A 17,411-nucleotide genomic window follows, 5' to 3' on the forward strand; every position below is an offset into this window, starting at 1 on the left:
TCGGCCCGGCCGATTTCCCGTCCCAGGAGTTGAACATGCTCTCCCTACGCAAAACCTTCACCGCCACCGCCCTGGCCCTGGCGCTGGGCGGCGCGCTGCCCGCGGTCCTGTCGACCGCCCAGGCCGCCGGCACGCTCAACGTCGCCATCAACCAGGATCCGGGCAGTTGGGATCCGATCGACACCTTCGTGACCTTTTGGGGTTCGGTCGGCAGCAACCTGTACGACGGGCTGACCATGCGCGGCGCCGACCTGAAGCTGCAGCCGGGGCTGGCCACCAAGTGGGAATACCTGGACGACAACAAGCGCCTGCGCTTCACGCTGCGCCAGGGCGTCAAGTTCCACAACGGCGAGCCGTTCAACGCCGAGGCCGTCAAGTTCACGTTCGAGCGCCTGCTGGGCGCGGAAGGCGCCAAGGGCCCGCAGAAGTCGAACTACGACTCGATCGGCGAGGTCAAGGTGGTGGACGAGTACACCGTCGACTTCATCCTCAAGCAGCCCGACCCCGTGCTGCTGACCAAGCTGGCCGGCTACGGCGCCATGATCGTGCCGCCCAAGTACATCCAGGAAAAGGGCGAGGAGAACTTCAACACCCACCCGGTCGGCACCGGCCCGTTCAAGTTCGAAAGCTACCAGCCCAAGGTCAACGTGACCCTGGCGCGCAATGACGACTACTGGGGCGGCAAGCCCAAGCTGGACAAGGTGGTCTACCGCTTCATCAGCGAACCCGGCACCCAGGTCGCCGAACTGCAGGCCGGGCGCGTGGACATCGCCACGCTGATCCCGCTGGGCCTGATCGAGACGGTCAAGAAGTCCGGCAACGCCGACGTCATCTCGACCGGCGGCCCGGTGGCCTTCGCGCTGCGCTACAACACCAAGAACGGCATCACCCAGAACCGCGACGTGCGCCGCGCGCTGATCATGGCGGTGGACCGCGACACCATCGTCAAGCAGTTGCTGCTGGGCCAGGCCAAGACCATCGCCAGCTTCCAGGGTCCGCAGTCGTTCGGCTACAACCCCGAGCAGAAGCCCCTGCCCTTCAACCCCGCCGAAGCCAAGAAGCTGCTGGCCGGCGCCGGCATCAAGCCGGGCGCGACGGTGCAGATCGACGTGCGCGGCAGCGATTCGAACTTCCGCGAAGTGGCCCAGGCGGTGTCGGGCTATCTGCAAGCGGTGGGCGTGCGCGCCACCATCAAGCCGTATGAGACCGGCGTGCTGCTCAACGACATCATCCCCGGCGGCAAGACCGGCGAGATGTGGCAGAACCAGTGGGGCGGCTGGACCTACGACTACGACAACACGGCCTACCTGATGTACCACTCGGGCCAGAAGTGGAATCCGTACGACAACGATCCCAAGCTGAACGCCATGCTGGAAGCGCAGCGCACTGTCTATGACGTGAAGAAGCGCGAAGCCATGCTGCAGGAGATCGCCGGCTACGTGGCCGACCAGGCGCTGGAACTGCCGCTGTACAGCCTGAACACCATCGTCGGCGTGAACAAGCGCGTGAAGGGCCTGGAGGTGCCGGGCGACATCCGCTTCCGGTTCGTCGATACGACCGTGGAGTAGAGCCCCCCCGAGGCGCTGCGCGCCTTCCCCCAGGGGCATGCCTGCGGACCGGCGGAGCCGGATCCGCGGCATCCCGCTAGGGGGGCGATGCCTGATTGGGCGTCGCGATGTCTGTGAAGCATTGACGCATTAACCCTACTGATTCGCCGGGGCGAAAGCCCTGGCGGAGCCTCATGACCGGATTTCTGATTAAACGCGTGTTGCAGGCGGTCTTCGTGATCGTGGCCGTGACGCTGCTCGTCTCCTACGCCGTGCGCCTGACCGGCGACCCCGCGCTGATGCTCAGCCAGGGCTCGGGCAGCGTCACCGAGCAGGACCTGGCCAACATCCGCCAGGCGCTGGGCCTGAACCGGCCGTTCCACGAGCAATACCTGAGCTACATGCAGGGCCTGCTGCACGGCGACTTCGGCCGCAGCTTCATGGGCGGCACCTCGGTCGCCAAGCTGATCGGCGACGCGCTGCCGGCCACGCTGATGCTGGCGTTCACCTCGCTGATCGCGTCGATCCTGATTTCGCTGCCGCTGGGCATCCAGGCCGCCATCAAGCGCGGCAAGCCCACCGACCAGGCGATCCGCATCCTGTCGCTGGTGGGACTGTCGTTCCCCAACTTCTGGCTGGCGCTGATGCTGGTGCTGCTGCTGTCGATCACTTTCCCGCTGCTGCCGCCGTCGGGCTGGAGCGGTCCGGCCAGCCTGGTGCTGCCGTCGCTGACCATGGCGATCATCCTGTCGGCCACCAACATCCGCCTGGTGCGCACCACCATGCTGGAGACGCTGTCGGCCCAGTACATCATGGTAGCGCGCAGCAAGGGCCTGAAAGAGCGCATCGTGCTGTACAAGCACGCGCTGCGCAATTGCGCCATTCCCCTCATCACCTACCTGGGGCTGCAGTTCGGCGGCCTGATCGGCGGCATCGTCGTCATCGAGATGGTGTTCAACTGGCCCGGCCTGGGCACGCTGGCGTTCGACGCCATCTCCGGCCGCGACTACCCGGTGCTGCAAGGCACGGTCACCGTGCTGGCCGCCGTCATCGTCCTGGTCAACCTGATCGTCGACATCGCCTACGGCATCGTCGATCCCCGTATCCGCACGCGGTGAGCCCCATGCAGACCACTACTTCCCCCGCCAAGGCCGTCAAGCCGCGCAGCCGCTACCGCTCGCTGGAATTCGTGCTGGGCGCCGCGCTGACCGGCGTCATGATCGTCCTGGTGCTGGCCTCGGGCTGGCTGTTTCCCGATGGCGGCGAGTCCATGGACCTGACCGCCCGCCTGATGGCGCCCTTCACCAGCGCCGCCCACCTGTTCGGCACCGACCCGCTGGGCCGCGACGTGCTGGCGCGCGTCATCGTCGGCGGCAAGATCTCGCTGCTGGTGGGCTTCGCGTCGGTGCTGGGCGGCGCCCTGCTCGGCATCATCATGGGCCTGATCGCCGGCTACTACCGCGGCTTCTGGGACATGATCGTGATGCGCTTCGCCGACGTGCAACTGGCGCTGCCGTTCATCCTGGTGGCCATCACCTTCATCGCCATCCTCGGCGGCGGCCTGTTCAACGTGATCTTCTTCATGATCATCTCGCAGTGGGTGCAGTACGCGCGCCTGGTGCGGGCCCAGGTGCTGGCGCTGCGCGAGCGCGAGTTCGTGCTGGCGGCGCGCGCCTTCGGCGTGCGCGACCTGGCCATGATCCGCCATCACATCGTGCCCAACCTGCTGGGCCCGCTGGTGATCCTGATGACGCTGAACGTCGCCAACAACATCCTGCTGGAAAGCAGCCTGACCTTCCTGGGCCTGGGCGTGGATCCCATGATCCCGAGCTGGGGCGGTATGCTGGCCGATGGCCGCACCTACATGCAGACGGCGTGGTGGGTGAGCGTGTTCCCCGGCCTGGCGATCATGCTGACCGTGCTGGGCCTGAACCTGCTGGGCGACTGGCTGCGCGATCGCCTGGATCCCACCGGCAAGGTGTAAATGAATGCCCCCGCCCTGGGGCGGCCTGCTCCGGCAGGCACTTGAGGACTACTGACGATGGCATTGCTGGAAAAGACATTCGACCGCACGCTGGACGCCTGGATCCATGCCTACAAGGCCCCGGCCTGGCGTGGCGCGGCGGTGGAAGGCTGGCTGTTCGAAGGCGTCGACGCGCGCCGCGAGGCCGAGGCGCGGCTGGCGCAGGCCGGCGTGACGGCGCGCTTTCGCAGCGCCTACAAGCCGCTGCTGCACTACTTCCTGGAAGAGGTCGAGCGCGACGGACTGGTGGCGGTCGACCTGCGCTATCCGCGGCATGAGCACGCGCTGCCCAAGCGCTTCACGCTCGAAGCCTATCCGCTGGTGGCGCTGCTGCAAGGCGTGCGCGTGACGATGAAGCCGGGCGCGTCCGACCTGCACTACGACGTCACGCTCGTCTACGCCGACGGCCGACGCCGTGAAGATCGCGTGTTCGCGCCCAACCAGCTTGGCCAGGCGCAGGACGGCAAGCCCGAACTGTCGCCCACCGGGTGGCTGCGCGTGCGCGACGCCGACGGCGCCATCCAGACCGACGCGGCCCAGGCCACCGAATACCAGCAAGCCTTTCGCAGCATCGTCGACACGGTGCGCAACCATCCCTGGGGCGCGCACGAACCGTATTTCGACCGGCTGGAGATCCGCGTCGACCTGCCCGGCATGGACTTCGCGCTGCCGGTCGACGAGGAAATCGTCAGCACCTTCGAAGCGCTGCACGAAGACCTGTACTTCACGCTGCTGGAACACTTCCAGCACCACTCCGGCCGTCCCTCCGGCGACCGCGGCCTGCAGCCCGGCCAGATCATTCCCGACATCCGCCGCCACGACGGCGCGGCGCGCGTGCTGGTGACGCTGGAACCCTTCGCGCCGCCGGCGCCGGTGGCGCCCGTGGCGCTGGACGCGCCGCTGGCCGAGCTGCGCCAGCCGCTGGCGGCCGGGCAGATCGCCGGCTGCATGGCCGCGCTGGGCGGCGACGCCTTCCAGGCCGTGTCGCGCCAGGGCCGCCCGGTGCTGGGCACCTATCTGCGCGGCCCGGGCCCGGCGGTCTTCATCTCGGGCGCGCAGCATGCCAACGAGACCTCCGGCGTGGTCGGCGCGCTGCGCGCGGCGCAAGCGCTGAAGGCGCGCGGCGACGCCCACTTCGCGCTGATCGCCGCCGAGAATCCAGACGGCTACGCGCTCTTTAACCGCCTGCGCGAACAGCATCCGCGCCACATGCTGCACGCCTCGCGCTACAGCGCGCTGGGCGACGACATCGCCTACCGCGAACACGCGCCGTTCTTCGAACGCGAGGGGCGCCACCAGGCCCACGCCATCAGCGGCGCGCAGTTGCACATCAACCTGCACGGCTACCCAGCCCATGAGTGGACCCGCCCCCTGTCGGGCTACCTGCCGCGCAATTTCGAGCTGTGGACCATTCCCAAGGGCTTCTTCCTGGTGCTGCGCCACCACCCCGGCTGGCGCGAGCGCGCCCGCCGCCTGATCGAGGGCGTGACGGCGCGGCTGGCCCGCAACGTGCCCGGCCTGGTGGAATTCAACGCGCGCCAGCTTGAACTATTCCACGCGCACGCGCTCGAAACCGGATTCGATGTGCTGAACGGCATTCCCGTGCAGGTCACGGAGACCGACCGGGAAGCGCTGCCGATGGCGCTGATCTCCGAGTTTCCGGATGAAACCGTGTACGGGGACCGCTTCGTTTTCGCGCATACTGTGCAAATGGAAACCGTCCTGGCGGCGACCGACATCCACCGCGCCGGACACTGACGCCCCTTCCTGACATGAACATCCGAGAACGCAACCACGGCGACGACCTCGCCCTGGTGGACATCTGGCTTCGTTCGGTGCGCGCCACCCATACGTTCCTGTCCGAAAAGGAAATCCAGGCCATGTACCCGCAGGTGCTCAACACCTACCTGCCGTCGGTGCGCGTCTGGGTCTGCGAGGACGATGCCGGCGAGGTCGCCGGCTTCATGGGCCTGAACGGCAACAAGGTCGAGATGCTGTTCGTCGACGCCAACAAGCGCGGCAAGGGCGCCGGGCGGCGCCTGCTGAATTTCGCGCTGTCGCTGCACGGCAGCCTGCGGGTCGACGTCAATGAACAGAATCCGCAGGCGCATGGGTTCTACAAGCACTATGGCTTTGAAGACGTGGGCCGTTCGGAAACCGATGCCGCGGGGCGGCCGCGGCCGATCATTCATATGAAGCTGGCGGGCTGAGGCGGACGGGAGGAGGCAGTTACGCTGCCTGCACGGGCGCCTGTTCGATATGCGTGCTCGATATATCACCCAATTGATGGCGTCCCCTGTTGCTTTCCCCGCCGGGGTGACGAATGATCGCAGCAAGCGCCACGGGACGGGCGTGTTACGCTGCACTTATCGTGTAACACATGAGAACCGCACCATGAGCGACGCTACCTTTACCTTTCGGGTGGATGAAGCCTTGAAAAACGAGTTCGCCATGGCCGCCAAGGCCCGAGACCGCACCGGCGCACAGCTTCTGCGTGACTTCATGCGGGAGTACGTGCAGCAACAACAGGAAGCCGCCCAGCATGACGCCTGGTTCCGCCGCCAGGTGCAAGCGGGCCTGGATTCCGCTAACGCCGGCCGCCTGGTGCCGGCCGCCGAGGTCGAAACCAAATTCGCGGCCCGTCGCGCCGCGACCCGTCGCCGGATTGCAACATCCAAGTGAGGGCATTGCGCTGGACGCCCGAAGCGATCCGGGACCGGGAAGCGATCTACGATTTCATCGAGGCGGACAACCCCGTTGCGGCGCTGACGCTTGATGAACAGCTTGAAGAGCAGGCGGGACGCCTGATCGATCATCCCGGCCTGGGTCGCCCGGGCCGTGTCGCTGGCACCCGGGAGCTGGTGGCGCACCCGAACTATCTATTGATCTACGACGTGACGAACGATCTGGTGCGCATGCTGCGTGTGCTGCATGCGGCTCGGCAGTGGCCAACGCCGGATTCATCGCCGGGCAATCGTTGAATCTCGCGGTACGGCAAAGCCGCGCCCAAACGGCGGTTGCCCGCCCCCTACCCCACCACGCCATGCCGAGCCCGCCACGCCTTGAGCGCGGCGCGGTATTCGTCCATGGCTTCGTTGTAGGTGTCGTAGACGCAGGGGATACAGCCGCTGTTGCAGCATTCCTCGGGCGCGGGGGCCTCAGGCGGCACGGGCGGCGGATCGTCGTCGGCGGGCGGAGTGGTATTCGGGGTATCGGGGGTATTCGCGGGACTCATGGCCGCATGTTAGCGCCGATCGGCGCCGCTTCGTCCGCCAGCGCCCGCCATTGCTGGCGCCGGATCTCGTAGCGCAGCTTGCGCGCCTCGCCTTCGCCGGTGGTCTCGATCCAGCGCATCCCGCATTTTTCCATCACGCGCAGCGACGCGGCGTTGGCCTGTATCGCCACGGCGCTCAGCGCGTCCACCGGCAGGCGTTCGAATCCCAGCGCCAGCAAGGCGCGGGTGATTTCCGAGGCGTGGCCCCGGCCCCAACAGGTGGGCATGAACGCGTAGGCGATCTCGACCCGCTCGATCTTGCCCGACAGCGCCAGCTTGAGGCCAGCTCGGCCGGCCAGCGCGCCGCTGTCGCGCTCGCTCAGCACGTACATGCCGTAGCCATGTTCGGCCCAATGCAGCATGTTGTGCTCGACGTAGCGCCGGCTGGCCGTGGCGTCTCGGGTGCCGCCCATGGTTGCCATCAGGGCGGCGTCGGCGTGCATGGCCGCGATGAAGGGCAGATGGGTCGACGACATGCGCTCGGCGCGCAAGCGCTGGGTGACGAAGGATTCGGGCAGCAGGGCGGACGGCATGATCTCGAAGCATGGACACACACGGTGCCTTGCATCATATCCATGCCCGCCCCTGCATGCCATCGCACTTTCGCACCGTGGACACACCCTGCTAGCCGCGCCGCAGGCCCAGGAAGCTCCAGTGCACGTCGGCGCGGTCCAGCATGTCTTCGCGCCTGACGAGGTGATGCGCCGACAGGCCATGCCCGGCCGCCAGCGCGATGGTCTCCTCGGCCGATACGTCGAACATACGGCGGCCGGGCGGCACCGGGCCGTGGCGCAGCGACATCAGGATCTGGCCGCCGGGCGCCAGCAATGCCGCCAGCGCCGCCATGCCACGGGCGCGCTCGTCCGCGTCCAGGTGCATCCAGACGGCGGTCAGCATGATGACGTCGAATTCGCGCCCTTGCAGGCCTGCAAGTTCGGGCAAGGCGTCATCGACCCATTCCAGGTTGGGCAGCGCGTGGCGCCGCTGGCCCTCGCGCCGCAGCTCGGGCGTGGGCTCGGCCGCCACCACCTGATGGCCCATGCGGGCCAGCGCGGCGGCGTCGCGGCCCGAACCGGCGCCGATGTCGGCGATGCGAGACGGCGTTGCCGGGATCAGGTGCGCCACGTCGCGATGCACATCCGCGAAAGCGATGCTCTCGTACTGCTCGGCCAGGGCCGCGGCGTTTTCGCCGTAACCCTGGGTGCCCGAGACCACGGCCCCGCTGCCGTCGACGGTTTGCGCGGGATCGGCGGCGCTCATTTGGCCTTGAGCGCGTCGTAGATGCGCTTGCCGACGCGGCCGTCCTGCGGCAGGTTGCGCTTTTCCTGTTCGGCGCGCACCGCGTCGCGGGTCTTGGCGCCGGGGATGCCATCGGCGGTGCCGACGTCATAGCCGCGGGCGTTGAGCATCTCCTGCACTTCCTTGATCTGCGCGCGCGACAGGCCGGGGTCGTCCGTCGGCCAGGCCGTGGCCAGCGCCGGGCCGCCCTGCAGGCGGTTCAGCAGCAACGCCACCGCCAGCCCGTAACGGCGCGACTGGTTGTAGTGCAGGATCGCATCGAAATTGACGGTGGCCAGGAACACCGGGCCCTTGGCGCCGGTGGGCGCGAACAGGTAGGCCTGCTGGTCGTTGCCGCTGGCCAGCTTGAGCGCGGAACCGTCGCCCTGCTTGAGGCCCGCCTGGGCCCACTGCGCGATGCTGCGGCGGTCCTGCGAGCCGACGTATTCGGCGTCGGGCGCGGGCGGAATGGCGGCGGCGACGTCGGCCGGCACGCGCACCTCCACCACCGCCGGCAGGCCGTGGGTCCACTTGGCGCGGCGCTTGCGCAGGTGGTTGGCGGTCGAGGCCAGGGCGTCGGGCAGCGAGTTGTACAGATCGATCTTGCCGTCGCCGTCGCCGTCCGCCGCCAGCTCGTAGAACGAGGTGGGGATGAACTGCGTCATGCCGAAGGCGCCGCTCCAGGAGCCGACGAAGTTGTCGGCCGGCACCACGCCGTCGCGCAGCAGGCGCACGGAGGCGTAGGCGTTCTTTTCCCACAGCGTCTTGTTCTCGGTGCAGGCGCGCGTCAGCCAGGCGTTGAGCACGTCGGTCTTGCCGACCTGGCGGCCGTAGTTGGTCTCGATGCCGAAAATGGCGACCAGCGTGGCCGGATCCACCTGGTACTGCTGGCTGATGTCGCCCAGTTGCTTGCCGTACTTGGCGAGCACCGCGCGGCCATCGGCCACGCGCTCGTCGTCAACCGTCTTGGCGATGTAGTCCCACCAGCTTTCGCGGCCCTCGGGCTGGCCCTGGGCGGACGCCACGGTGGTGGGCAGCAGCTTGGCCTTGGCGGTGTACTTATCCCAGTCGGCCAGGGTCAGGCCGTTGGCGGTGGCGCCCTTGCGCAGCTTGGCGATACACGCCTTGGTGTCGAGCTCGGTCGGGATGATGACCGTGGGCGCGGCGGGGGTGGCGGTCGCGGCGGGGGTGGCGGTCGCGGCGGGCGCGGCGGGCGCGGCGGGCGCGGCGGTGGCGGCTGGCGCGGCAGGCGCATGGGCCGGCGCCGCCGCGGGCGTGGCGGCCGGCGTGGCGACAGGCGTACGCATGTTTGTCGGCGGAGCGGCCGCCGAATCGTCCGGCGTGGCGGCGGGCGCGGCGGCAGGGGCCGCGGCCGGCGTGGCCGGATCGTCGAAGCTGCGCTTGGGCGTCAGCACCGGTCCGGACGAGGAAGGCTGGGCCCCGGGACTGCGCGTACCGGTGGCCGAAGAAGGCGACTGGGCCTGGGCGGCGCCCAAGGCGGCGACGCTCAGCGTGGCGGCCAGGACGGCGCGCGCCAGGGGATCGATTCGGGTGCGAAGCGCATTCTGTCGCATGGTTATCCTGAAAAATCGAAGTCAGCCCGGATCGTACCGCGAGCGGGCGACGAAATCGAACCAGAAAGCGCGCGTGGATACGGGCGGTTACCCGAGGGGCTACCGGCCCGCGGCCGACGGCCCGAACCAATACTGCGACCGCACCTCATCCGACGAATACCACGGCAGCAGGCCGATGCTGTGCGACTCGCGCTGCACGCTCACCAGCAATCCGCCCGCCTGTGGCCGCAGCAGCGCCACGGTGCGGAACACGCCCATGGATTCATACTGGCGCCAGTCGCGCCGGGCGCTGATCCAGTAGCGGCCCTGGGTGCAGCCGCCGAAGTGCTGGATGTCGGTCCGGGCCAGCGGCGGGCCATCCGCCGGACCGGGGGAGCCCGCCGTGCCGTCGCGCAGCGGCAGCAGGCCGGTGAAGCGGCCGCCCTGGCCGTCATCGGCCAGGATCCGCCAGCCTTCCGGCGCCGCCGCGAAGGTGACGCTGGCGGCCGCTGTGGGGCGCCAGGCATGTTCCGAGGTATCCGGCAGGCCCGCCAGGTCCAGGGTGTAGGCCAGGAAGTGGCGCAGGTCGGCCATGCCGGCGGCGCCCTCGCCCGAGCCCGGTTCACCCCGCGGTTCACCCGCCACCCGGTAGGTGCCGGACAGGTCGTGACACTGCGCCGGATCGGACGGCAGCGTCAGCGCCGTGCCTTCCTTGAACGGCGGCCAGGTCACGCGCACGGCGTCCACGGTCGACACGCCGCAGCCGGCCAGCATGGCCAGCGCCAGCCCCGCCACCAGCCATCGTGGCGCGGCCTGGGGCCGCCCGGATTTCCACCTTGTCGTCATGCGCATCGCGCGTCCGCCTCCCTGGCGACGAACTATACCGAAACGCCAGGGCCGCGTTGCCAAGGGCCCGGCGCGGGTCAATAATCGGCGCATCGCCACTGCCCCGCCCGCCATGACGCCCTTCAAAGGAAAACTCCGCACCCGGCACCTGGAAATCGTGCTGACGGTCGCCGAGCTGGGCAATCTGTCCAAGGCGGCGGCGCAGTTGCACAGCACGCAGTCCGGCCTGTCGCGCGCCATCGCCGAGATCGAGGAACTGGTGGGCGCGCGGCTGTTCGAGCGCACCGCGCGCGGCACCAGTTGCACGCCGCTGGGCGAGGCCATGTGCCGCCACGCGCGCCAGTTGCTGACCGGCTTTCGCAAGGCCGAGATCGACCTGGCGGCGCTGTTGCGCGGCGACGAGGGCAGCCTGACGGTGGGCTGCTTTTCGATGTTCGCCGGCTGGCCGGTGGCGCAGGCCGCCTCGCGCTTTCGCGAGCGGCATCCACGCATCACCCTGACGCTGGAGATCGGCACCCACGAGCGGCTGATCGAGGACCTGGACGCCGGCGCGCTGGACGTGCTGATCAGCCGCTTCTCGTCCACGGTGGATCCGCGCATCTACCGGTCGGTCACCCTGCTGGAAGACGCCGTGGTGCTGGCCTGCGCGCCCGCCCATCCGCTGGCCGAACGGCCCGAGGTCACGCTGGCCGATTGCGTCGCCTACCCGTGGATCACGGCGCTGCCCGGCAGCCGCATCCGCGGCGAACTGGAAATGCTGCTGTTACGGGAAGGTCTGCCGATTCCGGATATGATCGGCGCCCTATCCCTGGAATTCGGCCGGGAACTGCTGACGGTCGGACCCTATCTGTGGATGCTGCCCGGCAGCGTCGCGGCGGTGCGCGCCGCGCGCGGCGAGGTGGCGGTGCTGGCGCCTCGCCCCGCCCTGCGGCGCTCGCCGCTGGCGGCCATCTGGCGCCGCGACCGGCCCAGCACCCGCCAGGCTCGCGCCTTCGCCGACACGCTGGCCGAAGCCATCCAATCCTCTTCTTAGGAGCGCCCATGTACGACTGGCTCAATGCACTGCCCAAAGCAGAGCTGCACCTGCACCTGGAAGGCACGCTCGAACCCGAACTGCTGTTCCGGCTGGCCCGCCGCAACGGCGTGGCGTTGCCGTGGCCCGACATGGATGCCCTGCGCGCGGCCTACAACTACGGCAACCTGCAGGAATTCCTCGACCTGTACTACCGCGGCGCCGACGTGCTGCGCACCGAGCAGGACTTCTACGACCTGACCTGGGACTACCTGGTCAAATGCCACGAGCAGAACGTGGTGCACACCGAGCCCTTCTTCGATCCGCAGACCCACACCGACCGCGGCGTGCCGTTCAAGGTGGTGCTGGACGGCATCAGCCAGGCGCTGGAAGACGGCCGCAGGAAGCTCGGCATCAGCAGCGGCCTGATCCTCAGCTTCCTGCGCCACCTGCCCGAAGAACAGGCCATGCGCACGCTGGAAGAAGCGCTGCCCTACCGCGACGCTTTCATCGCCGTGGGCCTGGACAGCAGCGAAAAGGGCTTTCCGCCGCGCCTGTTCCAGCGCGTCTTCGACCGCGCCCGCGCCGAGGGCCTGCCGGCCGTGGCCCACGCCGGCGAGGAAGGCCCGCCCGAATACATCTGGGAGGCGCTGGATCTGCTGAAGGTGCTGCGCATCGACCACGGCGTGCGCGCCGCCGAGGACCCGCGCCTGATGGCGCGTCTGATCGACGAGCAGATCCCGCTGACCGTGTGTCCGCTGTCGAACACCCGCCTGCGCGTGTTCGACCACATGTCGCAGCACAACATCCTGTCGCTGCTGGACGCTGGCGTGAAGGTCACGGTCAACTCCGACGACCCGGCCTACTTCGGCGGCTACGTCACCGAGAACTTCCACGCGCTCTACGAGCACCTGGGCATGAGCCAGGCGCAGGCCCAGGCGCTGGCCGACAACAGCATGGATGCGCGCATCCTGAAGTAGGCGCGGCAGGCCCGGCCGCGCCCACGGCGCAGGTATGCGGGTTGCGCATGACCCGGTTCGAAACCGGCATGCCTGCCCGCCCCCATTCGTCCCTACCATAGTCCCGAGCGGATGGCGGCCCTGCACGCCGTCCGCCGAAAACCAGGACGACAAGGGACCAGACCATGACTGACACCGTTCAGGCCAACCTGCGCGCCGGCAGGTTGACCGGTGTGCGCGAGGGCGGCGCCTGCCGCTTCAGCGCCATTCCATATGCCGAACCGCCCTTGGGTGCGCTGCGCTTCGCGCCGCCCCAGCCGGCCCGCTGGCGCGGCCCGCGCGATGCCTCCCGCCCCGGCAGCGTGGCGCCGCAACTGCCCTCGCGCCTGCGCGGCGCCATGGGCGACTTCGTGGCGCCGCAGGCGGAAGACTGCCTGCACCTGACGGTGTGGACGCCCGCCGCCGACGCGCGCCGCCGGCCGGTGGTGGTGTGGCTGCACGGCGGCGCCTGGCAAAGCGGCGGCGGCGCGCTCGACTGGTATGACGGCGCGTCCCTGGCGGCGCGCGGCGACCTGGTGGTGGTGGCGGTGAACTACCGGCTGGCCGCGCTGGGCTGGCTGCACCTGCCGGGCGAGACCGCCAACGTCGGCCTGCTGGACCAGGAATGCGCCATCGACTGGGTGCTCGACAACATCCAGGACCTGGGCGGCGACCCGGCCCGCGTCACGTTGATGGGCCAATCGGCTGGCGCCTCGTCGATCTGCGCCATGCTGGCGCGGCGGCCGCGCTTTGGCCGCGCCATCCTGCAAAGCGCGGCGCTCGGCCGCGGCTTTCGCAGCAGCGCGCAGGCCGCGGCGCTGGGCCAGACATTCCTCGCCGCCGCCGGCGCCGATACGCTGGAACAGGCCCGCGCCCTGCCCGTCGAGCGGCTGCTGGCGGCGCAACAGGCGCCCGAAGTGGCGACGGCCCTGCAGGCCGAAGGCAGCCGCCGCAGCCTGTTCGGTCCGGTGCTCGATGGCCAGGTGCTGCCCGTCGACATCGAGCCTGCCTTACGGCGGGCGGCTGGCCGCGCCGATGTGCTGGTCAGCTACACGCGTGACGAAATGGCGGCATTTCCCGGCGGCGACGGCCCCGACTGCGCGCTGACCAGCGAGGCCGTGTTCGGCGCGCCTTCGCGGCAGTGGGCCGCCGACGCCACGGCCCAGGGTCGGCAGGCGTGGCTGGCGCGCTTCGACGTGGCGCCCACGGCGCGCTTTCAGGCCTGCCATTGCATCGAACTGCCGTTCGTCTTCGACACGCTCGCGGCCTTTGCCGACGCGCCGATGCTGCGGGGCCTGGCGCCGACGCAGGCCGCCTCCCTGGCGCGGACCACGCAACGCGCCTGGATTGCCTTCATCCGCGGCGAGACGCCCGCGTGGCCGGCCGCGCCGCACCTGGAACGGCTGGCCTGAAGTCCCGCGCCGGGCGCATGACCCGGCGCGTCCAACATCGACAAGGGGAATACCAATGCTCAAGCAATTTGCCATCGCGCTCGCGCTGCTGCTGCCCGCCGCCGCCGGCGCGGCCTATCCGGACAAACCGGTCAAGATCATCGTCTCCAATCCGCCGGGCGGTCCGGTCGACGTGATGCTGCGCGTGCTCGCCAGCAAGCTGTCCACCGCCTGGGGCCAGGCGGTGGTGGTCGAAAACAAGCCCGGCGCGTCCGGCATCATCAGCACCGGGGCGCTGGTCAAGTCGGCGCCGGACGGCTACACGCTGGGCATGGTGGTGGCGTCGTCCGTGACCATCGTGCCGTTCGCGGTCGACCACCTGCCGTTCGATCCGCAGAAGGACCTGCAGCCGGTGGCGCTGGTGGCGCGCACGCCGTTCCTTTTCATCGTGCCCAGCGACAGCCCCATCAGGACCTGGCAGGACTTCGTGCGCGAGAGCAGGGCCCGCAGCCTGACGGTGGGTTCGTTCTCGATCGGCACCGCCTTCCACCTGGTGTGGGAACAGACGGCGCGACGCGCCGGCATCAAGGCGCTGTACATCCCCTCGTCCTCGTCGGGCAAGACGCAGAACGATCTGATCGGCGGCCAGCTCGACGTCGGCCTGGACGCCCCTTCCAGTTCGAAGGGCCTGATCGACAGCGGCCGCCTGCGGGCGCTGGCCATCACCAGCCCCGAACGTTTTCCCGGCCTGCCGGACACGCCCACGCTGCGCGAATCGGGCATGGGCGACTACGCGCCGCAGCCGTGGATCGGGCTGATGGCGCCGGCCGGGGTGCCGGCCGACCGCGTGGCGCGGATCCAGCAATCGGTCGCGGACATCCTCAAGGAACCGGCGATGAAGGCGCAGATGGAGGCGCTGGGCATGATACCCATCGGCGGCAGCGCGCAGGAACTGGCCGACACCATCGCCGCCGATCGCGCGCAGATGGCCCCGCTGATCAAGGAACTGGGCATCAAGCTGCAGTAGCCGCGCCCACCAGCCGCAGGAACGAGGGAATCAGGCTGGCGGCCAGCGCCTCGGCGTCGGCCGCACCGCGCGCGATGCTGTCGTCCACCGCGCCATGCATGCCGTGATACAGCAGGATCGCGGTCAGCCCGGGCTGCGCCAGTTGCCAGCAGCCGGCGGCCTGGCCGGCGCGCAGCATGCCCTCGGCCTGCGCCAGCACCGCCGCGCGTTCAGCGGCGCCGCGATGCGGGTGGTTGACGTCGTGGAACACGACGTCGTGCAGCGCGTAGCCGTCGAAATAGGCGTGCACGCCGGCGCGCGTCCAGGCCTGCAGGCGCGCCACGCCATCGTCCGGCGCGCAGGCCGCCATGGCCGCGTCGATGCGGTCCAGGAAGCCTTGCGAGAACTTCACGCGCAGCGCCGCCAGCACGTCCGCCTTGGATGAAAAGTAATGATAGAAGGTGCCCTTGGCCACGCCGGCCTGCGCCACGATCTGGTCGATGGTGGTGGCCTCGACGCCCTGGCGCACGAACAGATCTTCGGCGGCCGCCATCAGTTCGTCCAGGCGCACCGACGCGGGCTTGGTGCGCGGCGTGGCGGCGCTGGCATTGGCGCCGCGCCGGGTGTCCGGCTTGCCGGCGGGCCTGGAGTCCGGCTTGCGGGCGGGCCGGGTATCCGGCCTGGCGCCAGGCTCGGCGTCGGGCTTGGCGTCGGGCTTGCCGGGGGACTTGGCGGAACGGACCATCGCGAGCGGGAATCCTTTCATTTTCAACGATCCGCAGTGTAGAGGACGCGCCCCGCCTGCCGCCCGCAAAACATCCGGGAATGCGTCTTTTTATTTATTGACCGACGGTCAGTCGATTACTAGAATACGGCTTTCCCTCCCCTTCACGGCCCTTCCGCATGCTTGCCTCCCGCCGCCGCGCCCTGGTGTTCGCCGTCAACCTGGGCAGTTTCATCACCATCCTGGACATCAGCATCGTCAATGTCGCCCTGCCCACCATGCAGGCGGCGCTGCGCATCGACATGGCCGGCCTGCAATGGGTGGTGGACGCCTACGCGCTGTTCCTGTCTGCCTTCATGCTGTCGGCCGGGCCGCTGGGCGACCGCTATGGCCGCAAGCGCTCGTGGCTGGCGGGCGTGGCGCTGTTCACGCTGGGTTCGGCCTTGTGCGGGCTGGCCGACAACCTGCCGCTGCTGCTGGCGGGCCGCGCGGTGCAAGGCGTGGCGGGCGCGCTGCTGATCCCGGGCGCGATGTCGCTGCTGACCCAGGCCTTTCCCGACCCCGCCGAGCGCGCCCGCGCCATCGGCCTGTGGGCCTCGTGCAATGCCATCTCGCTGATCGTGGGGCCCATGCTGGGCGGCCTGCTGGTGGCGCACTTCAGTTGGCAGAGCATCTTCCTGATCAACCTGCCGGTGGGCGCGCTGGCGATCGCGCTGGGCGCCTGGGGCATCCAGGAAAGCGCGCATCCCGAGCATGCCGCCTTCGATCCGCTCGGGCAGGCCCTGAGCGTGGTCTGGCTGGGCGCGCTGACCTATGGCCTGATCACTGCCGGCGAACACGGCTGGCAGGCGCCGGCCACCCTCGCCGCACTGGCCGTTGCCGCACTCGGACTGATCGCCTTCCTCTGGGTCGAGCACACCGTGGCGCGCCCCATCCTGCCGCTGGGCCTGTTCCGCGACGCCGGCTTCGCCAGCACCAACTTCGCCTCGTTCGTGATGGGATTCGGCGCCTACAGCAGCCTGTTCTTCTTCTCGCTCTACCTGCAGCACGTGCGCGGCCTGACGCCGCTTGAGACGGGCTGGCAACTGGCGCCGCAGTTCGTGGCCACCGGCATCGTGTCGACGGTGTTCGGCCGGTTGAACCAGCGCTTCGGCCTGCCCGGGCTGATGATCGCGGGCTATGCCATGGTCGGCGCGGCCATGCTGGGCATGATGCGCTTCGACGCCCACACGCCTTATGCGCTGTCGGGTTCGCTGATGGTGCTGCTGGGCCTAGGCATGGGACTGTCGGTGCCGGCCACCAGCATGGCGGTGATGGCGACCGTGCCGCGCGAGCGCTCGGGCATGGCCTCGGCCACCATGAATGCGCTGCGCCAGACCGGCATGACCATCGGCATCGCGCTGCTCGGCGCGCTGATGAGCAGCCGCGCGGTCGAGCACCTGGCCGCGGCGCTGGCGCGGCTGGGCCAACCGGATGCGCAGGCGGTGGCGCGCGTGGCGGTCACCCAGCACGCGCTGCCGGCGCAACCCGATGGCGTGGCGGCGTTGTTCGCCGACGCATTGGCCAGCGGTTTCCATGCCGCCATGGCCGGCGCCGGCGTGGCCTCGCTGCTGGCGGCGCTGGTGCTGTTGTGGGTCACGCGCGGCGCGCGGCCGGTGCTGCGGGCCGCGTAGGCGACAGGCGCGCGCATCGTCGCGGCGACGCCGGACGCCACCGCGTGGGTCCGACGACGCTGCGCGGGCCTCGCGGCGAGTCGCCG

18 protein-coding genes are annotated in these 17,411 nt (G+C 69.5%); 12 read left to right on the forward strand and 6 right to left on the reverse strand.

The features are described from left to right. Positions 1-35 precede the first annotated feature (35 nt). From ACUDCK_RS18305 to ACUDCK_RS18335, 7 genes are all read left to right on the forward strand, one after another. Positions 36-1,568, forward strand: a complete 1,533-nt coding sequence (locus ACUDCK_RS18305; RefSeq protein ID WP_047991245.1) for an ABC transporter substrate-binding protein — start codon at positions 36-38, stop codon at positions 1,566-1,568. A 173-nt stretch (positions 1,569-1,741) separates the two neighbouring features. Then, the gene (locus ACUDCK_RS18310) at positions 1,742-2,665 is read left to right on the forward strand and encodes an ABC transporter permease (protein WP_006385014.1); all 924 of its coding nucleotides are present in this window, start codon (positions 1,742-1,744) and stop codon (positions 2,663-2,665) included. A 5-nt stretch (positions 2,666-2,670) separates the two neighbouring features. After that, a complete protein-coding gene (locus ACUDCK_RS18315; RefSeq protein ID WP_175166704.1) occupies positions 2,671-3,531 on the forward strand; it encodes an ABC transporter permease in 861 nt (286 codons plus the stop codon). 57 nt (positions 3,532-3,588) lie between these two features. Beyond that, complete coding sequence (locus tag ACUDCK_RS18320) at positions 3,589-5,328, forward strand: peptidase M14 (RefSeq protein ID WP_175166703.1); 1,740 nt, start codon at positions 3,589-3,591, stop codon at positions 5,326-5,328. A 14-nt stretch (positions 5,329-5,342) separates the two neighbouring features. Continuing rightward, on the forward strand, positions 5,343-5,780 hold the full coding sequence (locus ACUDCK_RS18325) for an acetyltransferase (protein ID WP_054415951.1): 438 nt from the start codon (positions 5,343-5,345) through the stop codon (positions 5,778-5,780). 184 nt (positions 5,781-5,964) lie between these two features. Next, positions 5,965-6,252 (forward strand): CopG family ribbon-helix-helix protein, encoded by a 288-nt coding sequence (locus ACUDCK_RS18330; protein WP_054502014.1) that lies wholly within the window; start codon positions 5,965-5,967, stop codon positions 6,250-6,252. Then, positions 6,249-6,551: a type II toxin-antitoxin system RelE/ParE family toxin gene (locus ACUDCK_RS18335; RefSeq protein ID WP_054502013.1), complete on the forward strand. Its 303-nt coding sequence runs from the start codon at positions 6,249-6,251 to the stop codon at positions 6,549-6,551. The genes ACUDCK_RS18330 and ACUDCK_RS18335 overlap by 4 nt, the downstream gene beginning before the upstream one ends. Positions 6,552-6,598: 47 nt before the next feature. Here ACUDCK_RS18335 and ACUDCK_RS18340 read toward each other — a convergent pair whose 3' ends face one another. The 5 genes from ACUDCK_RS18340 to ACUDCK_RS18360 all read right to left on the reverse strand — a co-directional run bounded on the left by ACUDCK_RS18340 (position 6,599) and on the right by ACUDCK_RS18360 (position 10,521). After that, entirely contained in the window at positions 6,599-6,805 is a 207-nt protein-coding gene (locus tag ACUDCK_RS18340) for an oxidoreductase-like domain-containing protein (RefSeq protein ID WP_175143140.1), read from the reverse strand. Continuing rightward, positions 6,802-7,377, reverse strand: a complete 576-nt coding sequence (locus ACUDCK_RS18345; protein WP_175143141.1) for a GNAT family N-acetyltransferase — start codon at positions 7,375-7,377, stop codon at positions 6,802-6,804. Before ACUDCK_RS18345 ends, ACUDCK_RS18340 begins: the two co-directional genes overlap by 4 nt. A gap of 91 nt (positions 7,378-7,468) precedes the next feature. Continuing rightward, complete coding sequence (locus tag ACUDCK_RS18350) at positions 7,469-8,104, reverse strand: class I SAM-dependent methyltransferase (protein WP_054502010.1); 636 nt, start codon at positions 8,102-8,104, stop codon at positions 7,469-7,471. After that, complete coding sequence (locus tag ACUDCK_RS18355) at positions 8,101-9,696, reverse strand: lytic murein transglycosylase (RefSeq protein ID WP_175166702.1); 1,596 nt, start codon at positions 9,694-9,696, stop codon at positions 8,101-8,103. Before ACUDCK_RS18355 ends, ACUDCK_RS18350 begins: the two co-directional genes overlap by 4 nt. Before the next feature lie 99 nt (positions 9,697-9,795). Further along, positions 9,796-10,521 (reverse strand): hypothetical protein, encoded by a 726-nt coding sequence (locus ACUDCK_RS18360; RefSeq protein WP_244976820.1) that lies wholly within the window; start codon positions 10,519-10,521, stop codon positions 9,796-9,798. Between the two features lie 112 nt (positions 10,522-10,633). Between ACUDCK_RS18360 and ACUDCK_RS18365 the strand changes: the two genes are divergently transcribed. The 4 genes from ACUDCK_RS18365 (at position 10,634) to ACUDCK_RS18380 (ending at position 14,949) form a co-directional block, all read left to right on the forward strand. Beyond that, positions 10,634-11,554 carry a LysR family transcriptional regulator gene (locus tag ACUDCK_RS18365; protein ID WP_054502008.1) on the forward strand — a complete coding sequence of 307 codons (921 nt, stop codon included), beginning with the start codon at positions 10,634-10,636 and terminating at the stop codon, positions 11,552-11,554. An 8-nt stretch (positions 11,555-11,562) separates the two neighbouring features. Beyond that, positions 11,563-12,513: an adenosine deaminase gene (locus tag ACUDCK_RS18370; protein WP_175166701.1), complete on the forward strand. Its 951-nt coding sequence runs from the start codon at positions 11,563-11,565 to the stop codon at positions 12,511-12,513. A gap of 164 nt (positions 12,514-12,677) precedes the next feature. Then, on the forward strand, positions 12,678-13,943 hold the full coding sequence (locus tag ACUDCK_RS18375) for a carboxylesterase/lipase family protein (RefSeq protein ID WP_064527832.1): 1,266 nt from the start codon (positions 12,678-12,680) through the stop codon (positions 13,941-13,943). Between the two features lie 55 nt (positions 13,944-13,998). Continuing rightward, positions 13,999-14,949 carry a Bug family tripartite tricarboxylate transporter substrate binding protein gene (locus ACUDCK_RS18380; RefSeq protein WP_116791776.1) on the forward strand — a complete coding sequence of 317 codons (951 nt, stop codon included), beginning with the start codon at positions 13,999-14,001 and terminating at the stop codon, positions 14,947-14,949. Here ACUDCK_RS18380 and ACUDCK_RS18385 read toward each other — a convergent pair. Then, the gene (locus ACUDCK_RS18385) at positions 14,936-15,694 is read right to left on the reverse strand and encodes a TetR/AcrR family transcriptional regulator (RefSeq protein WP_244976819.1); all 759 of its coding nucleotides are present in this window, start codon (positions 15,692-15,694) and stop codon (positions 14,936-14,938) included. The two genes, ACUDCK_RS18380 and ACUDCK_RS18385, sit on opposite strands and share 14 nt — an antisense overlap. Before the next feature lie 137 nt (positions 15,695-15,831). On the opposite strand from ACUDCK_RS18385, the gene ACUDCK_RS18390 reads away from it, so the two are divergent. Beyond that, entirely contained in the window at positions 15,832-17,325 is a 1,494-nt protein-coding gene (locus ACUDCK_RS18390) for an MFS transporter (protein ID WP_175166700.1), read from the forward strand. Positions 17,326-17,411: the final 86 nt, after the last annotated feature.

The sequence above is a fragment of the Achromobacter sp. CF-sbj1-Ac2-l genome (assembly GCF_052698165.1).

What these genes read in the sequence shown, in the direction of transcription:
- ACUDCK_RS18380 (WP_116791776.1), top strand. Translation starts at nt 13,999, where the DNA reads ATGCTCAAGCAATTTGCCATCGCGCTCGCGCTGCTGCTGCCCGCCGCC.
- ACUDCK_RS18370 (WP_175166701.1), top strand. Translation starts at nt 11,563, where the DNA reads ATGTACGACTGGCTCAATGCACTGCCCAAAGCAGAGCTGCACCTGCAC.
- ACUDCK_RS18325 (WP_054415951.1), top strand. Translation starts at nt 5,343, where the DNA reads ATGAACATCCGAGAACGCAACCACGGCGACGACCTCGCCCTGGTGGAC.
- ACUDCK_RS18355 (WP_175166702.1), bottom strand. Translation starts at nt 9,696, where the DNA reads ATGCGACAGAATGCGCTTCGCACCCGAATCGATCCCCTGGCGCGCGCC.
- ACUDCK_RS18360 (WP_244976820.1), bottom strand. Translation starts at nt 10,521, where the DNA reads ATGACGACAAGGTGGAAATCCGGGCGGCCCCAGGCCGCGCCACGATGG.
- ACUDCK_RS18315 (WP_175166704.1), top strand. Translation starts at nt 2,671, where the DNA reads ATGCAGACCACTACTTCCCCCGCCAAGGCCGTCAAGCCGCGCAGCCGC.
- ACUDCK_RS18310 (WP_006385014.1), top strand. Translation starts at nt 1,742, where the DNA reads ATGACCGGATTTCTGATTAAACGCGTGTTGCAGGCGGTCTTCGTGATC.
- ACUDCK_RS18340 (WP_175143140.1), bottom strand. Translation starts at nt 6,805, where the DNA reads ATGAGTCCCGCGAATACCCCCGATACCCCGAATACCACTCCGCCCGCC.
- ACUDCK_RS18385 (WP_244976819.1), bottom strand. Translation starts at nt 15,694, where the DNA reads ATGAAAGGATTCCCGCTCGCGATGGTCCGTTCCGCCAAGTCCCCCGGC.
- ACUDCK_RS18390 (WP_175166700.1), top strand. Translation starts at nt 15,832, where the DNA reads ATGCTTGCCTCCCGCCGCCGCGCCCTGGTGTTCGCCGTCAACCTGGGC.
- ACUDCK_RS18320 (WP_175166703.1), top strand. Translation starts at nt 3,589, where the DNA reads ATGGCATTGCTGGAAAAGACATTCGACCGCACGCTGGACGCCTGGATC.
- ACUDCK_RS18305 (WP_047991245.1), top strand. Translation starts at nt 36, where the DNA reads ATGCTCTCCCTACGCAAAACCTTCACCGCCACCGCCCTGGCCCTGGCG.
- ACUDCK_RS18350 (WP_054502010.1), bottom strand. Translation starts at nt 8,104, where the DNA reads ATGAGCGCCGCCGATCCCGCGCAAACCGTCGACGGCAGCGGGGCCGTG.
- ACUDCK_RS18330 (WP_054502014.1), top strand. Translation starts at nt 5,965, where the DNA reads ATGAGCGACGCTACCTTTACCTTTCGGGTGGATGAAGCCTTGAAAAAC.
- ACUDCK_RS18375 (WP_064527832.1), top strand. Translation starts at nt 12,678, where the DNA reads ATGACTGACACCGTTCAGGCCAACCTGCGCGCCGGCAGGTTGACCGGT.
- ACUDCK_RS18345 (WP_175143141.1), bottom strand. Translation starts at nt 7,377, where the DNA reads ATGCCGTCCGCCCTGCTGCCCGAATCCTTCGTCACCCAGCGCTTGCGC.
- ACUDCK_RS18365 (WP_054502008.1), top strand. Translation starts at nt 10,634, where the DNA reads ATGACGCCCTTCAAAGGAAAACTCCGCACCCGGCACCTGGAAATCGTG.